At 43.4% G+C, this 16,380-nt stretch carries 18 protein-coding genes and 1 other RNA gene; 15 read left to right on the top strand and 4 right to left on the bottom strand.

The features are described 5' to 3' along the window. The 3 genes from ACTNBR_RS06915 to tadA all read left to right on the top strand — a co-directional run bounded on the left by ACTNBR_RS06915 (nucleotide 1) and on the right by tadA (nucleotide 2,971). A complete protein-coding gene (locus ACTNBR_RS06915) occupies nucleotides 1–1,425 on the top strand; it encodes a deoxyguanosinetriphosphate triphosphohydrolase (RefSeq protein ID WP_441017460.1) in 1,425 nt (474 codons plus the stop codon). 66 nt (nucleotides 1,426–1,491) lie between these two features. Then, nucleotides 1,492–2,487: a hypothetical protein gene (locus ACTNBR_RS06910; protein ID WP_427806153.1), complete on the top strand. Its 996-nt coding sequence runs from the start codon at nucleotides 1,492–1,494 to the stop codon at nucleotides 2,485–2,487. Beyond that, the gene (tadA, locus tag ACTNBR_RS06905; RefSeq protein ID WP_427806152.1) at nucleotides 2,468–2,971 is read left to right on the top strand and encodes a tRNA adenosine(34) deaminase TadA; all 504 of its coding nucleotides are present in this window, start codon (nucleotides 2,468–2,470) and stop codon (nucleotides 2,969–2,971) included. Before ACTNBR_RS06910 ends, tadA begins: the two co-directional genes overlap by 20 nt. 45 nt (nucleotides 2,972–3,016) lie before the next feature. Here the strand turns inward: tadA and ACTNBR_RS06900 are convergent, their stop codons facing one another. The 3 genes from ACTNBR_RS06900 to ACTNBR_RS06890 form a co-directional block, all read right to left on the bottom strand. After that, nucleotides 3,017–3,439: a bacteriohemerythrin gene (locus ACTNBR_RS06900; RefSeq protein WP_441017463.1), complete on the bottom strand. Its 423-nt coding sequence runs from the start codon at nucleotides 3,437–3,439 to the stop codon at nucleotides 3,017–3,019. Nucleotides 3,440–3,572: 133 nt separating this feature from the next. Continuing rightward, nucleotides 3,573–3,836: signal recognition particle sRNA large type (ffs, locus tag ACTNBR_RS06895), an RNA gene on the bottom strand. A gap of 51 nt (nucleotides 3,837–3,887) precedes the next feature. Continuing rightward, the gene (locus tag ACTNBR_RS06890) at nucleotides 3,888–5,417 is read right to left on the bottom strand and encodes a nitrite/sulfite reductase (protein ID WP_441017466.1); all 1,530 of its coding nucleotides are present in this window, start codon (nucleotides 5,415–5,417) and stop codon (nucleotides 3,888–3,890) included. 146 nt (nucleotides 5,418–5,563) lie between these two features. Between ACTNBR_RS06890 and ACTNBR_RS06885 the strand changes: the two genes are divergently transcribed. The 6 genes from ACTNBR_RS06885 to ACTNBR_RS06860 all read left to right on the top strand — a co-directional run bounded on the left by ACTNBR_RS06885 (nucleotide 5,564) and on the right by ACTNBR_RS06860 (nucleotide 12,328). Beyond that, nucleotides 5,564–7,378, top strand: a complete 1,815-nt coding sequence (locus ACTNBR_RS06885; protein WP_441017469.1) for a B12-binding domain-containing radical SAM protein — start codon at nucleotides 5,564–5,566, stop codon at nucleotides 7,376–7,378. A 189-nt stretch (nucleotides 7,379–7,567) separates the two neighbouring features. Next, nucleotides 7,568–9,097 (top strand): VanW family protein, encoded by a 1,530-nt coding sequence (locus ACTNBR_RS06880; RefSeq protein ID WP_427806148.1) that lies wholly within the window; start codon nucleotides 7,568–7,570, stop codon nucleotides 9,095–9,097. 3 nt (nucleotides 9,098–9,100) lie between these two features. Then, entirely contained in the window at nucleotides 9,101–10,081 is a 981-nt protein-coding gene (locus tag ACTNBR_RS06875; protein WP_441017472.1) for an AIR synthase-related protein, read from the top strand. 46 nt (nucleotides 10,082–10,127) lie between these two features. Beyond that, nucleotides 10,128–10,625 (top strand): Lrp/AsnC family transcriptional regulator, encoded by a 498-nt coding sequence (locus ACTNBR_RS06870; RefSeq protein ID WP_427806146.1) that lies wholly within the window; start codon nucleotides 10,128–10,130, stop codon nucleotides 10,623–10,625. Then, nucleotides 10,625–11,806, top strand: a complete 1,182-nt coding sequence (locus ACTNBR_RS06865; RefSeq protein ID WP_441017475.1) for an aminotransferase class I/II-fold pyridoxal phosphate-dependent enzyme — start codon at nucleotides 10,625–10,627, stop codon at nucleotides 11,804–11,806. The genes ACTNBR_RS06870 and ACTNBR_RS06865 overlap by 1 nt, the downstream gene beginning before the upstream one ends. A 24-nt stretch (nucleotides 11,807–11,830) precedes the next feature. Then, nucleotides 11,831–12,328, top strand: coding sequence for a tRNA (cytidine(34)-2'-O)-methyltransferase (locus tag ACTNBR_RS06860; RefSeq protein WP_427820456.1), 498 nt, complete (start codon nucleotides 11,831–11,833; stop codon nucleotides 12,326–12,328). Between the two features lie 93 nt (nucleotides 12,329–12,421). Here ACTNBR_RS06860 and ACTNBR_RS06855 read toward each other — a convergent pair whose 3' ends face one another. Further along, on the bottom strand, nucleotides 12,422–13,306 hold the full coding sequence (locus ACTNBR_RS06855) for an aldo/keto reductase (RefSeq protein WP_427806143.1): 885 nt from the start codon (nucleotides 13,304–13,306) through the stop codon (nucleotides 12,422–12,424). A gap of 255 nt (nucleotides 13,307–13,561) precedes the next feature. Here ACTNBR_RS06855 and ACTNBR_RS06850 point away from each other — a divergent pair, with 255 nt between their 5' ends. The 6 genes from ACTNBR_RS06850 to atpH all read left to right on the top strand — a co-directional run bounded on the left by ACTNBR_RS06850 (nucleotide 13,562) and on the right by atpH (nucleotide 16,368). Continuing rightward, the gene (locus ACTNBR_RS06850; RefSeq protein ID WP_427806142.1) at nucleotides 13,562–13,789 is read left to right on the top strand and encodes an AtpZ/AtpI family protein; all 228 of its coding nucleotides are present in this window, start codon (nucleotides 13,562–13,564) and stop codon (nucleotides 13,787–13,789) included. A 25-nt stretch (nucleotides 13,790–13,814) separates the two neighbouring features. Continuing rightward, nucleotides 13,815–14,207, top strand: a complete 393-nt coding sequence (locus ACTNBR_RS06845; protein WP_441017478.1) for an ATP synthase subunit I — start codon at nucleotides 13,815–13,817, stop codon at nucleotides 14,205–14,207. A gap of 18 nt (nucleotides 14,208–14,225) precedes the next feature. Further along, a complete protein-coding gene (gene atpB / locus ACTNBR_RS06840) occupies nucleotides 14,226–14,942 on the top strand; it encodes a F0F1 ATP synthase subunit A (protein WP_427806140.1) in 717 nt (238 codons plus the stop codon). Nucleotides 14,943–15,009: 67 nt separating this feature from the next. Further along, nucleotides 15,010–15,273: an ATP synthase F0 subunit C gene (atpE, locus tag ACTNBR_RS06835; RefSeq protein ID WP_441017481.1), complete on the top strand. Its 264-nt coding sequence runs from the start codon at nucleotides 15,010–15,012 to the stop codon at nucleotides 15,271–15,273. Between the two features lie 46 nt (nucleotides 15,274–15,319). Beyond that, complete coding sequence (atpF, locus tag ACTNBR_RS06830) at nucleotides 15,320–15,835, top strand: F0F1 ATP synthase subunit B (protein WP_427820454.1); 516 nt, start codon at nucleotides 15,320–15,322, stop codon at nucleotides 15,833–15,835. After that, a complete protein-coding gene (gene atpH / locus ACTNBR_RS06825) occupies nucleotides 15,823–16,368 on the top strand; it encodes an ATP synthase F1 subunit delta (RefSeq protein WP_427806137.1) in 546 nt (181 codons plus the stop codon). Before atpF ends, atpH begins: the two co-directional genes overlap by 13 nt. The last annotated feature ends 12 nt before the right edge of the window (nucleotides 16,369–16,380 follow it).

Genomic DNA, 16,380 nt, shown 5'->3' with positions numbered 1-16,380 from the left:
ATGGAGTGGGAAAAGCTTTTATCAGCAAAGAGGGACCGGCAGAGTGTACATCGTGCCGGTTCTGTTAAATCTACAGATTTGCGCAGTGAATTTGAGAAGGATTATCATCGAATCATAGGAAGTGCGTCGTTCAGACGGCTTCAGGACAAAACACAGGTATTTCCTCTGGATAAAAGTGATTTTATTAGAACGCGTCTGACTCATTCGCTGGAAGTATCATCATTTGCCAAGTCTTTGGGACAGAATATCGGTGAAAATATACTGACGTATGGCCTGGATCCGGGATTTAGTCCGAGAATGAAAGAGGATATCTGTAGTATTCTTCAATGTGCAGGCCTGATTCATGATATAGGAAATCCGCCATTCGGGCATTTCGGGGAGCTTGCTATTCGGGAATGGTTTGCAGAGAATCTGGGAAAACTGGAATTTTGCGGGCAAAAGGCAGAAGAACTGTTAGAACCGCAGATGCGAGAAGATTTATATCATTTTGAAGGAAATGCGCAGGCACTGAGGCTTGTGACTAAGCTGCATTATCTCGTGGATGAACGGGGAATGAATCTGACATATGCGCTTTTGGGGAGTATAATCAAATATCCGGTTTCTTCGCTGGAAATCAGGCCGGAGAGCGGGAATATTAAGGATAAAAAGTTAGGATATTATTATGCAGACCGAGATATTTTCTATGATGTACAGGAAACGACCGGGACCAATGGATGTCGGCATCCGCTGACGTTTATTCTTGAGGCTGCTGATGATATTGCATACAAAACGGCCGATATCGAAGATTCATTTATTAAAGGATTTATTTCGTTCCATAAGCTGAGAGAAGAACTGGAAAATCTTAATACGGAGACAGGAGAAACTGGAGGTCCGTTTGATGCGTTGTATGAACTTGACAAATTCTATATGAGGGGAAAAGAGCGCGGAGAACGGAAACCAGAGGAGTATGCGGTCAAGAACTGGATTGTTCGTGTACAAGGTTTCATGATTACTTGTGCAACCGATGGGTTTACATCGAATTATGAAGCGATCATGGATGGAAGATATGAACATGATCTTTTTTATGGGACGTATGGAGAAAAACTGATGGATCTGCTTGGAAGTCTGGCATTTCGCGAGGTGTTTACTTCGGCGCAGATTTATAAAATGGAAATGAAAGAGTCGGTTATGCTGAATTTTTTGATGGATAAGTTTTCGGCAGCTGTCATGAAATTTGATAACCCTTATGAGAAACTGGGAACAATCGATAAAAGGATTATTTCTTTTATATCAGATAATTATAAAAGTGCATATTATTTTCACAGTAAAGGAAAAAGTGAATCGGAAAAGCTGTATCTCCGTCTCCTGCTTGTGACGGATTATATTTGTGGAATGACGGACAGTTATGCAAAACGTCTGTATCAAGAACTCACAGCGATTTTTTAGTCATGATTTCGGATTATTCTGAATAAGTTAGAGTAGGTATGTTTTTTGAAGGAGTGCACTCTTGCTATGAAGAAATTTATCCGGTATCTGTATGAATATCAAAATGGGAAACGAATCAGAAATGTAGGATTTGTGCGGACAGAAGAATCTGATGATTCGGCAGTGATCCAGATTTACGGACAGGGATTTCCGGTGTCGGACGGACAGACACTGGAAATCTTCCTTTTTTATCTGATGGGAAATCAGACAGTGGGAATTTATATGGGCGAAATCCCGGGAACAAGATCTGCTTTTGGGTATCGACTTGCGTATTCTGCGGAAGACGCAGGTGGTATTGATTTTTTCAACAAGATTGAAGGAATGATTCTCCGGAAGAAAAGAAACGAGGAAGAAGAATGGTATGCGGCTGTTTGGAATGAACGACGGGTTGATGTTGAAAATATGATAAGACGGGAGGAAATATTGCGGCGGGAGACGAAAGAGGAAACGAAGCAGTCGGAGAAAGAAGAATTGCCGGAAGATGTGGAGCTTTCAAAGAAAGAGGACATTCCGGAGAATCCGGAAAGCTCCGGGGAGAAAGTGCCAGCGGATACGGAGGCTCCGGAGGAAGAAGAACTGACGGAAAATGTGGAACAATCAGAGCCTGTCGAGAAGCTGGAAGATGATAGGGAGTCCTTGACGGAAGAAGTAACAGAAAAGGAAGAAGGATACAGGGAACAGATTTTCAAAATCAGCAGACAGGACCTCGCCCAGCTTCCACGCAGGGAGTGGCGTCTGGCAAACAATCATTTCCTGCTTCACGGATATCACAACTATCATCATCTGGTTTCATTTCGGAAAGATGGGAGATGCTGGCTCGGAGTTCCGGGTATTTATCATCCCAGAGAGGAATGCGCAGCCGGTGCATTTGGATTTCGGCAGTTTATGAAGCCGGAAAAAGGAGAAATGGAATGGACAGAAGGAGAACGCAGTCAGTCGGAAGATTTTGGGTATTGGTGTCGTGAAATCAGTAATGTGATAAAAAAAACGAGGAGAGAAGAGGATGAAGAGACAGCTCACTGAGGATGAAAAGTATATGAGGGAAGCAATCAGGCAGGCAAAAAAGGCATGGAAAATTGAGGAAGTACCAATTGGCTGTGTGATTGTTTATGAAGGAAAGATTATTGGACGTGGATATAACAGGCGTACCACAGATAAAAATCCGCTTGCACATGCAGAAATTCTTGCCATCAAAAAAGCTAGTAGGAAAATGGGGGACTGGAGATTGGAAGACTGCACCTTATATGTGACGTTGGAACCATGTCAGATGTGTGCAGGAGCAATCGTACAGGCACGTATGAAACGAGTCGTGGTTGGATGCATGAATCCGAAAGCAGGATGCGCCGGGTCGATACTGAATCTTCTTCAGGTTGCAAAGTTCAATCATCAGGTGGAGCTGGAAACCGGCGTACTGGAGGAGGAATGTTCTCTGATGATGAAAGGATTTTTTAAAGAGCTCCGCGAAAAGCAAAAACGAAAAAAGGAACTGGAAAAAGAAAATCTCTGATTGGAAATTGAGGACTCCAATCAGAGATTTTAATGTCTTTATTTTTTACAGTTTTTCATCGTTGAGAGTCATATTCTTGTACTCTGCAACAGAACGGTCAAATCCTTTGATATGGTTATAAAGCCAGTCAACGACATTCTTCTGAACCTGCGCAACGAAAGCCTCGGACGGACCTTCCTCTTCCTCGAGCATAGCGTGAAGTTCGGAAACGACCTGACGGAGTTCTTCATGTTTCTGCTTATGTTCAGCAATTCCCGGGTATCCGATCTCTTCCTGAAGTTTTTCTTCAGCTGAAAAATGGAAATCAGTGTAGTCTGCAAGGTAACCCAGTGTCTGGATTGCAGTTACTTTACCGGAGCTCTGCTCACAGCTCTTCAATAAGTCATTAATTTTGTCAATCAGCTCTTTATGCTGAGAGTCGATCATTTCATTACCAGTTACTAAAGTTTCGTCAAATTCTGCGTACATCGCAATCTCCTCCTTGATTTACATCGGCATTTCAGAAAAATAATATCTGAAGTCGGTTCATATTATATAGAATAAGCGTAGTTGATTATCGGGGGAAAGTCAAGTGATACTAATAAGAAAACGAGATTATTTTTCGTGCGCTGTGCGTCGAACAATTTCCCCCCAAACGGTACTCCGGCTGTAAACTCAACCCAGGCTACCTTACGGCACCCAGAAGCATCTGCTTAGTGCTGCTTCGTTCCCGACCTGACACGGTTCACAGAGATCCGCCGCGTAAGACCCAGATATCAACGCCACGAACCGGAGGCAGCTTTGACAAGAAAAGCCCTCGGCACAGCATCACCCCTACTATAGCGGATTGTAGGTACAGGGTACCGCTAACACCCCGGCTGCACGGAATATAATTGTAACTTGTTTTCGCCAAAATGTCAACGGCTATGCTTTCATTTTATAAATATTTGCCTGCAATTTCTTTGAAGCGTTCCGGATTCTTTGCATACCAGTCATCATACAGCATACCGGAAGCGGAGATCTCTTCTCCAAGGTCTTTGAAAAATGCAGGGATATCGGTTTCCAGTATCGTTCCGAGCTGTTCGCCAAAACGTTCATGATTCTCTTCATCTTCTCCGTTGACCGTCATCACAAATGCAGAGACCGGTTTCCCGTCTACTTTCTTCATACCGCCGCGGAAGCCGATTTTGCCGATTTGGTGAGTTCCGCAGGAAGATGGACAGCCGGAAATGTGAATCTGAGGAAGAACACCGTCAGCAAAATCCCATTTTCTGGATTCGTTTACCAGAGTGGCAAGGAGAGCCTGAGAGTCACGGACACCTACCTGGCAAATAGAAGCGCCGATACATGCAACGGAAGACTCGAATACGGTTCCGGCACTGTCGGATGTGATCTCCAGAATTCTCTCAGCTTCCTTTCCGGTACAGTTTATGATATATGCGCCTTCGTCCGGAGTGAGGCGAAGCTCAACACCATCCATGTCACAGATTGCTTCATAAAGGTCAACCAGTTTTTCTGGAGAAGGGCATCCGCCGAGTGGATGATACTTGACAGCGTATAAACCATTTTGCTTTTGAGCAATAATTCGGGGAGAAACCACTTCAGAACCATCGCTGCATTTTGGAGAAACGCTATCGGAGATATGAAGAGTCAGATCCGGACACTCTGCTTTTGCATCTTCTAGTTTCTTCAAATATTCTTCCGGCAGTTTGTCACCAAGCACATCCTGCATATAACGGGTTCTTGCTTTGGCACGATTCTCATAATTTCCATATGTGGTGAATAAACGAACCATTGCTTCAATATAATAGAGAATCTGGTCGGGACGGATTTTTTCAGCTACTGGAACCCCCATTTTAGGGTTGTTGCCCAGTCCACCTGCGCAGTACACGTCAAAGGTGCCGTCTTCTCTTGCGCAGAAACCAAGATCGCGGAATGTTGCGTGCGTCTGATTGGCAGGAGAATTTGAGAAACATACTTTTAATTTGCGGGGGAGTTTGACTGTTTTGATCAGCCCCATCAAGTAATCGGCAGCTGCATTGGCATATGGCATCACATCAAAATATTCGCCCTTTTCCACGCCACTCAGCGGAGAGACCATAACATTTCTTGGAAAATCACCGCCGCCTCCACGGGTCACGATGCCGGCGTCAAGCGCTGAAACGGACAGCTCACAGACTGTATCCGCGTTCAGATTGTGAAACTGGATGGTCTGACAGGTGGTAAAATGTACTTTGTCTATATGATATTTTCGGATTGCATCTGCAATAAATTCGAGCTTTTCTTGTGTGACACGTCCTCCAGATAGACGCAGACGAAGCATGCTGGATTTCCCGCCGCGCTGTGCATAGCTGCCGAATCCTCCGGAAAACCCCTTATATTCAGGAACTGTTACTTCGCCTGCATAAAATTTCCTTGTGACTGCTTCAAATTCTTCATAATCTTTTTGCCATTTGGTTGTCTGCATAGTTATACTCCTTTGATAAAGAATTTAAGATATCTATATAATAGCCAGTTTATATAAAAAAATCAATTTACTTTCAATATTTTACAAATGACTCGATTTGCTATATAGTGATGAGTAACAGCTAGTGGTAAGCGAGGAGGCAGAGTATGAAAGTTTTGTTAACTGCTATAAATGCAAAATATATACATTCTAATCTTGCTGTTTATAGTCTGAAAGCGTATGCCGAGGAGAAGATGCAAGGTACGGAGAAAGAGAATGATGTCAGGATAGAAATTGCGGAATATACGATCAACCAGCAGACGGATGAGATATTAATGGATATTTATAAAAGAAAGCCGGATATGCTATGCTTGTCATGTTATATTTGGAATTTGATCTATGTTGAAGAGATTGTGCGCGAAATACGCAAAATTTTGCCGGATGTGATCCTGTGGCTGGGGGGCCCGGAGGTATCTTATGATGCGGCAGATGTGTTGAGACGGCTCCCGGAAGTGGATGGTGTGATGATGGGGGAAGGCGAGAAGACTTTTGCAGAGCTTCTGATGCATTATAATAAAAGCAGTCGGAATCAGACAAAAGAACTGGCCGAGATTCCGGGAATCACTTATCGGCGGTTCTCAGATGTAATTCAGACGGAAGAGATAGGCGAAAATGAATGGCGGCCGGTAATGAATCTGAGTGATGTTCCGTTTGTATATCATAATATGAAAGATTTTGAAAACAAGATCATATACTACGAATCCAGCAGGGGATGTCCGTTTTCATGCAGTTACTGTCTGTCATCGGTGGATAAGTGCCTGAGATTTCGCAATTTAGAACTGGTAAAAAAGGAGCTGCAATTTTTGATTGATCATAAAGTGCCGCAAGTGAAATTTGTTGACAGGACATTCAATTGTAGTCATAACCATGCGATGACGATCTGGAGCTATATCATGGATCATGATAATGGCATTACGAATTTTCATTTTGAAGTTTCTGCGGATCTTCTGAATGAAGAGGAACTGGAACTGATGAGCCGGATGCGCCCGGGACTGATTCAGCTGGAAATTGGGGTACAGTCTACAAATCATGAGACGATCCGTGAAATACACCGTACAATGTGTTTTGGAGAAGTGGCGCGGATCGTGAAGAGAATTCATTCATTTGGAAATATTCACCAGCACCTGGATCTGATTGCCGGGCTTCCGTTTGAAGACTATGAAAGTTTTGAAAGATCGTTTAATGATGTTTATGCTCTGCAGCCGGAGCAGCTTCAGCTGGGATTTTTAAAAGTGCTGAAAGGATCCTATATGGAAGAACATAAAGAAGAATATGAACTGGCTGCGAAAAGTCTTCCGCCTTATGAAGTGCTGTACACAAAGTGGCTGCCCTATGATGATATACTACGACTTAAAGGAATTGAAGAGATGGTTGAAATGTATTATAACAGCAGACAGTTTTGCCATAGTTTACCGTATATCATCCGTTTATATGAAAGCCCATTTGCTTTTTTTGAGGATCTGAGCCGCTTTTATGAAGAAAGAGGAATGAATCTTGTGAGCCATTCCAGAGTAACTCGTTATGAGATACTTCTGGATTTTACAGAAGAACGGGATCCCGAACATACGGAGGAATATCGACAGTTGATGACGTTGGATTACTTCCTTCGGGAAAATGCGAAAAACCGGCCGGAATTTGCAGGAGAAGAACGAATTTCAAAAGAAGAGGAAAAGGAATTCTATGATCAGGAAGCAAAGAAACACCGGTATCTGGCTGGATATGAGGATTACGACAGAAGGCAACTGCGAAAAATGACACATCTCGAAGCGTTTTCCTTTGATGTGCTTGGAAATATGAGTTCCAGACGGGTGATTCTGTTGTTTGACTATCAGAACAGGAGTCCGCTGAATCATGAGGCAGCGATTCATACGATCTGTGAAGAGGTCTATGAAAAAAGCGAGGCTTGTGTATTGCAAAAATGAGGCAAAGAGTATAAAATGTAAAGAAATATGCATGTAGAGGTGAAAACAATGTTCAATCGTAAAAAGACACAGAGAGCAGCAGCAGTGATCATCCTCGTAGTCATTGCGGCGATGGTGGTTACGATGGTACTGCCGTATTTGATTTAGGAGCGGTAAAACAAGAAGTGCAGCAAAGAGGGGAAACTGGCAATGCCGAAGCGTAAAAGAAAACCGCATTTGAGCAAAAAAGCGAGAAGAAGGAAAAGACAGAGAATCGCCTATCTAAGCGGTTTGTTTTTGCTGTGTATTTTGCTGGTTTGCGGTATCTCTTATGGTTTGCTTTATCGTTATGTGAATAAAACAGAGGAAGATAAAATCAGTAATCATATCTATATAGGGAAAGTAGAACTGTCTGGTATGACAAAAGAGCAGGCAAAAGATGCTGTAGAGAAAAAGATGGCGGAATACAGACAGCTCAAAGTAACTCTCAAAGTTGGAGAACAGACCGCTAAGACAACACTTGGTGATCTGGGAATTGAAATGAAAGATGTGGATAAGCTGATAGAAGAGGCAGTCTCTTATGGGAAAGAGGGATCAGTCTGGAAGCGTTTCCGGCAGATCCGGAAGCTGGGAAAAAATGAACTGGTGCTTGACGACACGTATCAGCTGGATGGAGAGAGTGCAAAATCAGTTTTAACTGAAAAGGCGCTTCCTATGGAGACGCGTGCTGTGGATGCTACGATTACTCATAAAGGTTCCGGATTTGAGATTACGGATGAGGCGGCGGGAAATAAGATTAAAATCGAAGAATCTCTGGCGAATCTTGAAAAATATTTAAATGAAAAATGGAAATATAAAGAAATTACGCTGGAACTGGTTCAGGAATCGGAAGCACCTTCGGTGACAAGAGCAGATCTGGAATCAATCCGGGATGAACTGGGGTCTTATTCCACACAAGCCGGATACGGTGACCGGGTGAAAAATATCCGAAGAGCAGCAGAGCTTCTCAATGGAACACTTTTGATGCCGGGCGAAGAACTCTCGGTAGAACAGACCTTGGCACCGTATACAGAAGAGAATGGATATGTGGCCGGCAGCGCTTATGAGAACGGGCAGGTCGTTCAAAATATCGGAGGAGGTCTCTGTCAGGTATCTACGACGCTGTATAACGCGGTTCTTTATTCGGAACTGGAAGTTACTGAGCGATGTGCACATTCTATGATCGTCAATTATGTGGAGCCATCGAGGGATGCGGCAATTGCAGAAGGTGTGAAAGATTTTAAATTTAAAAATAATTATGATACACCGATCCTGATTGAGGGATACGTTGACAGTAATAATAAGGTCTGGTTCTATATTTACGGAAAAGATACCAGGGCCGAAGGCCATTCAGTAGAATTTGAAAGTGAAACACTCGAGCGCACAGAATATTCGAAGAAATATGTAGAAGATCCGGATAGTGCGATCGGTTCGATGGAAGAAGAGGGAACAGCAATCAATGGACGTACGGCAAGGCTTTGGAAAGTTGTTTATGAGAATGGACAGGAGGTCAGTCGCGACGTTATTAATAACAGTACATATAAAGCTTCGGAAGTAACAGTGAAAGTCGGAACGGCTTCGGGAAGTGCAGAAGCATCCAAGCTGATAAGAACTGCAATTCAGAGTCAGAATGAAGATAAGATCCGGGAAGCTGTAAGTGAGGCAAGAACACTTCAGAGTGGTTCCGGGGAAGGAGAATAGCGGATGAAACCGGGAAAGATATCGCAGACCGTATACAGACGGTCCGTCTTGAAACAATTGAATACAGACGTACATGCGGCATTTTTTCCGCCGGCTAAGGAGGAGTGCTGTTATGGGATTAAGGCTGATCCGGGTGAGATGATTCTTTCATCTGGCGTTTCTCTCTATGGCAATGAAAAAGATTTGTGTGTGTTTGCCATAGCACAGGTATGTAATGCGCTTGCGACAAGAGGAGCATCACCGAAAGGAGTCAGCATTCAGATCATGTTGCCTGAATTTGCGTATGAATCCAGACTGAAAGCGATGATGCAGACATCTTCGGAAGCTGCAAAAGAATATGGCATAGAGATTCTTGCGGCAGACGTACAGAATATTCCTGGAATACAGACGACGATCGTGAACGTGACGGCAGTGGGAACGACAAAGAGAATACTGCAGAGCTGCAAGGCGCCTGCAGGGCAGGATATTGTGCAGATCAAGTGGATCGGTCTGGAGGGAACGTTAAGAATATTAAAGGCCAGACAGGAAAGTCTTGCTAAGCATTTTCCATCTGCGTTTTTGAAACAGACTGCGTCTTATGAAAAAGAGCTCATTTCGCTCAAAGAAATGAAAGCTGCTGATGCCATAGGCGTATCTGCCATGCATCAGATTGGAGACGGTGGAATCCTTGCGGCACTCTGGGAACTGGCAGAAGGAGCGGATATCGGTCTTTCTGTAGACATGAGGAGGATTCCCGTAAAACAGGAAACAATCGAAGTGTGTGAATATTTTCATCTCAATCCTTATCAGCTTACCAGTACGGGAAGTATCCTGGTAATTACGCCGAAAGGGGAAGAGTTGGCAGATACGCTTACAAGGGAAGGAATGGCGGCAGCCGTGATCGGACATACGACGGCGGGCCGTGAAAGAATCATCCTGAACCAGGGAGAAATACGGTATATTGATCGCCCTGCACCGGATGAATTGACGAAGATTTTAATTTAGACGGGATCGACATGACCCGTTATCGGATATTCTGGAGGATAGAATCATGGAAAATAAAGAAACAAGAAGAGCAATTCTGAATTATATTGAGCGTAATAGCAAAGCGAACCTTGGCGAACTTGCTATTATGCTGGGAACGGATGAAGTAACGGTAGCAAATGAGATTGCCGCTATGGAGAAGGAAAAGATCATTTGTGGATATCATACGATTATTGACTGGGATAAAGCAGGTTCAGATATGATTACGGCATTGATCGAAGTAAGAGTGACCCCGCAGAGAGATCAGGGCTTTGATAAAATTGCTGAGAGAATTTACAATTTTCCGGAAGTGACTGCTGTGTACCTGATTTCAGGCGGTTATGATCTGATGGTCATTCTGGAAGGATGGACATTGAAAGGGGTATCTCAGTTTGTGTCTGAGAAACTGGCGCCGATCGAATCAATTATTGGAACATCTACATATTTTATCTTGAAGAAATATAAAGACCATGGAACCATCATGGTACCGCAGAAGAAGGAAGAAAGGATGTTGGTGACACCGTAATGAGAAATCCATTATCACAGAAAGTAGTACAATTAGAACCATCAGGGATTCGTAAGTTTTTTGATATTGTAAATGAAATGAAGGATGCGATTTCACTGGGCGTTGGAGAACCGGATTTTGATACGCCATGGAGAATCCGTGAAGAAGGAATCTATTCGTTGGAAAGAGGACGTACATTTTATACATCGAATGCAGGGCTTAAGGAACTGAAGATCGAGATTGCAAATTATCTGAAAGACAGGGTAAATGTAGAATATGATCCTTATCACGAAGTCCTCGTGACTGTAGGAGGCAGTGAAGCGATTGATATGATGTTTCGTGCTATGCTGGATCCGGGAGATGAAGTGTTGATACCGCAGCCGAGTTATGTGTCCTATCTTCCGTGTGCATTTATGGCAGACGGAGTGCCGGTTGTAATTCCCCTGAAGAACGAGAATCAGTTTAAACTGACGGCAGAAGAACTGGAAGCGGCGATTACACCGAAGAGCAAGATTCTGGTCATGCCGTTCCCGAATAATCCCACGGGAGCAATTATGACTTCCGAGGATCTGAAGCCGATTATGGATGTGGTGATCAAGCATGATCTGTTTGTGCTCTCGGATGAAATCTACTCTGAATTAAGTTATATGGGAGATCATGTTTCCATTGCAAGTTTTCCGGGAATGAAAGAAAGAACGATTCTGGTTAACGGCTTTTCAAAGGGGTTTGCCATGACCGGATGGAGATTGGGGTATGCCTGCGGACCGGCAGAAATCATTGCACAAATGACAAAGATTCATCAGTATGCAATTATGTGCGCACCGACAAACAGTCAGTATGCAGCAGTGGAAGCGCTCAGAAACTGCCGCGGAGAAGTGGCTAAGATGCGCGAAGCTTATAATCAGAGAAGACGTTTTCTGGTTCATGAATTGAGAAGAATGGGATTGGAATGTTTTGAACCATACGGTGCTTTTTATATTTTCCCAAGTATCAAGGAATTTGGAATGACTTCGGAAGAATTCGCCACAAGATTCCTTGAAGAGGAGAAGGTGGCGGTCGTTCCGGGCAACGCTTTCGGAGCCAGCGGAGAAGGATTCGTGAGAATTTCTTATGCATATTCTCTGGAAGATCTGAAAGAAGCGCTTGGACGTCTGGAACGGTTTATTACAAGGCTGCGTACACAGAAAATAAAAGAAGTCTAACTTTTATGACAGAGGAGAACTGGGATGCTGAATATTGTATTGTTTGAACCGGAGATACCTGCGAATACAGGCAATATTGGCCGCACCTGTGTTGCGACGAACACCAGGCTGCATCTGATAGAACCACTTGGTTTTAGGCTGGATGAGAAAAGCCTGAAGCGTGCGGGAATGGATTACTGGAAGGATCTGGATGTTACCACATATATCGATTACCAGGATTTTATGGAGAGGAATCCGGGAGTGAAGATTTACATGGCGACCACGAAATCTCCGAATCTATATACGGACGTGCATTATGAGCCTGACTGCTACATTATGTTCGGAAAAGAAAGCGCCGGAATTCCTGAGGAGATTCTGATTCATCATAAAGAGGATTCGATACGGATCCCGATGGTAGGAGACATTCGTTCATTGAATCTGGGAAATTCTGTCGCGATTGTATTGTATGAGGCGTTGAGACAGAACGGATTTGCGGGGATGAATACAGAGGGACATCTTCACAGACTGGAATGGGATGTATAAGAAGAAAGGTTTTGCATCGTAAAATAACAGTCGGGGAACAGATAAGAACTTGTCTGTTCCCCGACTGTTTTAATGTGTTGAAAAATCTTATCCTTACTGCTCAGGATTACTTTTGCGAGTCGGAATGTAGAAATCAGGATGTTCACCCAGCCATGTGGTCTGAGGCATACAGGTCATGATCCACATATCTTCTTCGGAAATAGAAAAATCAAAGATATCCATATTACTTTTCATATGTGCTTCGGTAGAAGCTTTTGGAATCGGAATGATTCCTTTTTGAAGAAGAAAACGGAGGTTGATCTGAGGAATACTTTTTTGATATTTTTTAGCGAGCTTCGCAAGAAGTGCATTCCCGGCTAAAGCATTTTCGCGGCCTCGTCCGAGCGGGCTCCAAGCCATCGGACGGATATCGTGGGCGAGTAAGTAGCTGACGGCTGCTTCCTGAGAATACCCGGGATGAAGTTCCAACTGGTCGACCACCGGTTTTATTTTGCATCCGGAAAGTAGATTGTCCAGGTGATGCGGAAGGAAATTGCTGCACCCAAGACTCCTGATTTTACCCTCTGCATGCAGATCTTCCAGCGCCCGCCAGGTTTCCAGGTCCAATTCTTTCCAGTTTTCATTTTCGTCGCCGGTCTGGCGTGGCCAATGGATCAGGTAAAGATCCAGATAATCCATCTGAAGACGATCCAGCGTTGCTTCAAATGCCCTTTTGGCATTTTCATAGCCCATTTCATCGATCCATAATTTGCTTTCAATAAAAAATTCTTCACGTGGAATACCACTTTCTTTGATAGCCTGACCGAGCACTCTTTCTGTCTCATAGATGGAGGCCGTGTCAAAGAAACGGTATCCGGTTCGGATGGCAGTACGGATGATTTCCAGATTGTCTCCGTCTTTCTCATTGTAAGTTCCGAAGCCGAAGCAGGGGAGTGATGTACCGTTGTTTAACGTATAACAGTCATTAATTGAATTCATATGCAACCTCTTTTCAAAAAAATCTGATTTTATTTTAAATGTAAGACAGAAAAAATGCAAGTTTTATTATGTACGCAAAAAAGAACAATTATTTGCTATCTTTCTATGATTTTACCAAAATACATCCCTTGTTTCGGACAACATTTTTTAAAAAATGTATAAAAAAAATTAAGCTTTAGAATTAAATTGCTAGACATCGGACACGAAAACAGATATAATAGGATACAGAGAAATTTCAGAAAGTGGGGAATCGGTATGAATTATAAACAAAGTGTGTTCCGTACTTTAGCCTTAATTTCACAGGTGGGTATAAGTATACTGGTCCCTATTTTGTTGTGCACGTTTCTCGGAGCATGGCTGGAGGAGAGAATATCTTTTCCGGTTTTTATCCCATTAATTATTGTTGGTGTGCTGGCGGGGGGAAGAAATGCATATTATTTAGTCAGGCATGCAAATGAAGATCCGGAAGACAGAAAAGAGTAGGATTGGCAGGAAGAAGGGAACGGGTATGGAGAGATCAGATGAGAGAGTGTTGAAAGACATGATCATGACCATGGTCATATACGGAATTATAGTACAGATTATCTGTCTGTTTATACCGGGAGATCATCTGAGGATGGCGGCAGGGCTCTGGATCGGAGTCGCGACCGGAATCGGGATGGCAATCCATATGAAGCAGTCTTTGGATGAGGCATTGTATCTTGACGAGAAGGGCGCCTCAAAGTACATGCAGAAAGCGTATGCGAAAAGGTATATTGCAGTGATCATTCTGTTTATAGGAGTCACTTACTTTAACCTTGTTAATATATTAACGCTTATTGCAGGAGTAATGGGATTAAAAGTTGCAGCATATTCGCAGCCGATTATGCACAAACTTTTTCAAAAGCTTAAAAAATCTTAAGTAAAGGAGGTTAAAAATGTGGGGAATAGCTTAGGGATACTGGCGGCGAAAGAACCGGATTTCCAAATCCACGGTCTCGTCAAGTTCGAACTGTTTGGACAAGAGCTTTGGCTAACCACCACCCATGTCAGTATCTTGATCGTTATTGCGTTAATGCTGATATTTGCGCTGGTTGTCCGTTCTAAGCTAAGTAATGCGGAAGGCAAGCCGGGAGCGTTACAGAATGTTGCGGAGTTTATTGTTGAAATGCTCGACAATATGACATACGGCAGCATGGGCAAGGAACTGGGAACAAAGTACCGGAATTACATTGGAGTGCTGTTCCTGTTCCTGATCGTATCGAATATTTCCGGACTTTTAGGACTCAGGCCGCCAACGGCAGATTATGGCGTTACATTGCCGCTTGGTCTTATCAGTTTTACTTTGATTCAGTACAACAATATCAAGTACAACAAAGCCGGAGCATTTACGAGTTTGTTCCAACCGTTGCCACTCTTGTTCCCGATTAATCTGATCGGTGAGATCGCAGTGCCGATTTCGCTTTCACTGCGTTTGTTTGGTAACGTGCTTTCCGGAACGGTTATCATGGGACTCTTATATGGACTGTTATATAAGATTACATGGGGCTGGCCGGGAATTTTACACGTATACTTTGACCTGTTCTCAGGTTGTATTCAGGCATACGTGTTTGCAATGCTGACAATGGTATTTATTAAAGACAAGGTACCCGATTAGCAGATGCTGAAAAAAATTCAAATCCAGAAAGAGATTAAGACAAAAAGAAAACAGGAGGAAGATTATTATGAATATTTCTAATGAAGGTTTAATTTTAGCGTGTTCAGCAATTGGAGCAGGTCTTGCGATGATCGCAGGTATCGGACCTGGAGTTGGACAGGGTATCGCTGCCGGACATGGTGCAGCAGCAGTAGGACGTAATCCGGGAGCAAAATCTGACGTAACATCTACCATGCTTTTAGGACAGGCCGTAGCAGAGACAACCGGTCTTTATGGTCTGGTTATCGCATTGATTCTCTTATTCGCTAACCCACTGCTTGGAAAACTGTAAAAAGAGTGGTTATGCCTTGACAAAATAAGAGAAAGGAGGCCAGGCTTTGGAGCGTTTATTTAACTTGGATGCGCAGCTTCTTTTTGATGCAGCCGTAATGGCCTGCAGTATGTTTGTACTGTTCACATTGCTCTCTTATCTGTTATTCGATCCGGTTCGTAAGGTTCTGGAAGATCGTCGGAAGAGAGTTGCAGCGGAGCAGGAAACTGCAAAGAAAGAAAAAGAAGAAGCTATCGTATATAAAGAAGAATATGAGCAGAAATTAAAAGAAGTCGATAAAGAAGCTCAAGAAATCCTGAGTGAAGCCCGCAAGAAAGCGATGAAAAACGAAGCAAAGATCATCGCTGAGGCGAAGGAAGAGGCGGCTCGCATTATTGAACGCGCGAATGTTGAAATTGAACTGGAGAAGAAACGTGCTCTGGATGATATGAAGCAGGAGATGATCTCGATCGCGTCTATGATGGCTGGAAAGGTTGTTGCAGCTTCCATTGACACTAGTGTTCAGGATAGTCTGATTGACGAGACATTAAAAGAAATGGGTGAACAGACATGGCTAAGTTAGTATCAAAGGTTTACGGCGACGCCCTGTTTGAAGCTGCCCGTGAAGCCGGACGTATGGATGATATGTATGAGGAGGTTTTGGAACTTCAGAAGCTTCTTCAGGCAAACGAAGAACTCCAGAAGATGATGGAGAATCCGAAAGTCATACGTGAGGATAAGGAAAATGTCATTGAAACCGTCTTCCGCGGTCGGATTTCCGATGAGATCGTGGAATTGATGAAACTGATGATTGCCAAAGGGCGTTACAGTAATATTGAATCCGTGTTCGATTATTTTATCGGACTGGTAAAAGAAGAAAAGAAAATCGGAATTGCCTATGTGACAACAGCGGTAGAGCTGACAGATGGGCAGAAGGATGAGATAGTCAGACGGCTGCTTGAAACAACAAGATATGAATCATTTGAAATGAATTATGCGGTTGATGCATCATTGATCGGCGGAATGGTTATTCGTATCGGTGACCGTGTTGTGGATTCAAGTATCAAGACAAAGCTGTACGAGCTGTCAAAGAGCCTGAGAAAGATACAGGTTTGATTTATCCTTGAA

The organism is Bariatricus sp. HCP28S3_F11 (assembly GCF_052065395.1).
Classification (GTDB): Bacteria; Bacillota; Clostridia; order Lachnospirales; family Lachnospiraceae; genus Allocoprococcus.
The sequence above is the reverse complement of the archived record's forward strand: the minus strand, read 5'-3'. Positions and strand labels throughout refer to the sequence as shown.

Coding starts and splice junctions, on each gene's coding strand:
- ACTNBR_RS06915 (WP_441017460.1), top strand. CDS start 1: ATGGAGTGGGAAAAGCTTTTATCAGCAAAGAGGGACCGGCAGAGTGTA.
- ACTNBR_RS06910 (WP_427806153.1), top strand. CDS start 1,492: ATGAAGAAATTTATCCGGTATCTGTATGAATATCAAAATGGGAAACGA.
- tadA (WP_427806152.1), top strand. CDS start 2,468: ATGAAGAGACAGCTCACTGAGGATGAAAAGTATATGAGGGAAGCAATC.
- ACTNBR_RS06900 (WP_441017463.1), bottom strand. CDS start 3,439: ATGTACGCAGAATTTGACGAAACTTTAGTAACTGGTAATGAAATGATC.
- ACTNBR_RS06890 (WP_441017466.1), bottom strand. CDS start 5,417: ATGCAGACAACCAAATGGCAAAAAGATTATGAAGAATTTGAAGCAGTC.
- ACTNBR_RS06885 (WP_441017469.1), top strand. CDS start 5,564: ATGAAAGTTTTGTTAACTGCTATAAATGCAAAATATATACATTCTAAT.
- ACTNBR_RS06880 (WP_427806148.1), top strand. CDS start 7,568: ATGCCGAAGCGTAAAAGAAAACCGCATTTGAGCAAAAAAGCGAGAAGA.
- ACTNBR_RS06875 (WP_441017472.1), top strand. CDS start 9,101: ATGAAACCGGGAAAGATATCGCAGACCGTATACAGACGGTCCGTCTTG.
- ACTNBR_RS06870 (WP_427806146.1), top strand. CDS start 10,128: ATGGAAAATAAAGAAACAAGAAGAGCAATTCTGAATTATATTGAGCGT.
- ACTNBR_RS06865 (WP_441017475.1), top strand. CDS start 10,625: ATGAGAAATCCATTATCACAGAAAGTAGTACAATTAGAACCATCAGGG.
- ACTNBR_RS06860 (WP_427820456.1), top strand. CDS start 11,831: ATGCTGAATATTGTATTGTTTGAACCGGAGATACCTGCGAATACAGGC.
- ACTNBR_RS06855 (WP_427806143.1), bottom strand. CDS start 13,306: ATGAATTCAATTAATGACTGTTATACGTTAAACAACGGTACATCACTC.
- ACTNBR_RS06850 (WP_427806142.1), top strand. CDS start 13,562: ATGAATTATAAACAAAGTGTGTTCCGTACTTTAGCCTTAATTTCACAG.
- ACTNBR_RS06845 (WP_441017478.1), top strand. CDS start 13,815: ATGGAGAGATCAGATGAGAGAGTGTTGAAAGACATGATCATGACCATG.
- atpE (WP_441017481.1), top strand. CDS start 15,010: ATGAATATTTCTAATGAAGGTTTAATTTTAGCGTGTTCAGCAATTGGA.
- atpH (WP_427806137.1), top strand. CDS start 15,823: ATGGCTAAGTTAGTATCAAAGGTTTACGGCGACGCCCTGTTTGAAGCT.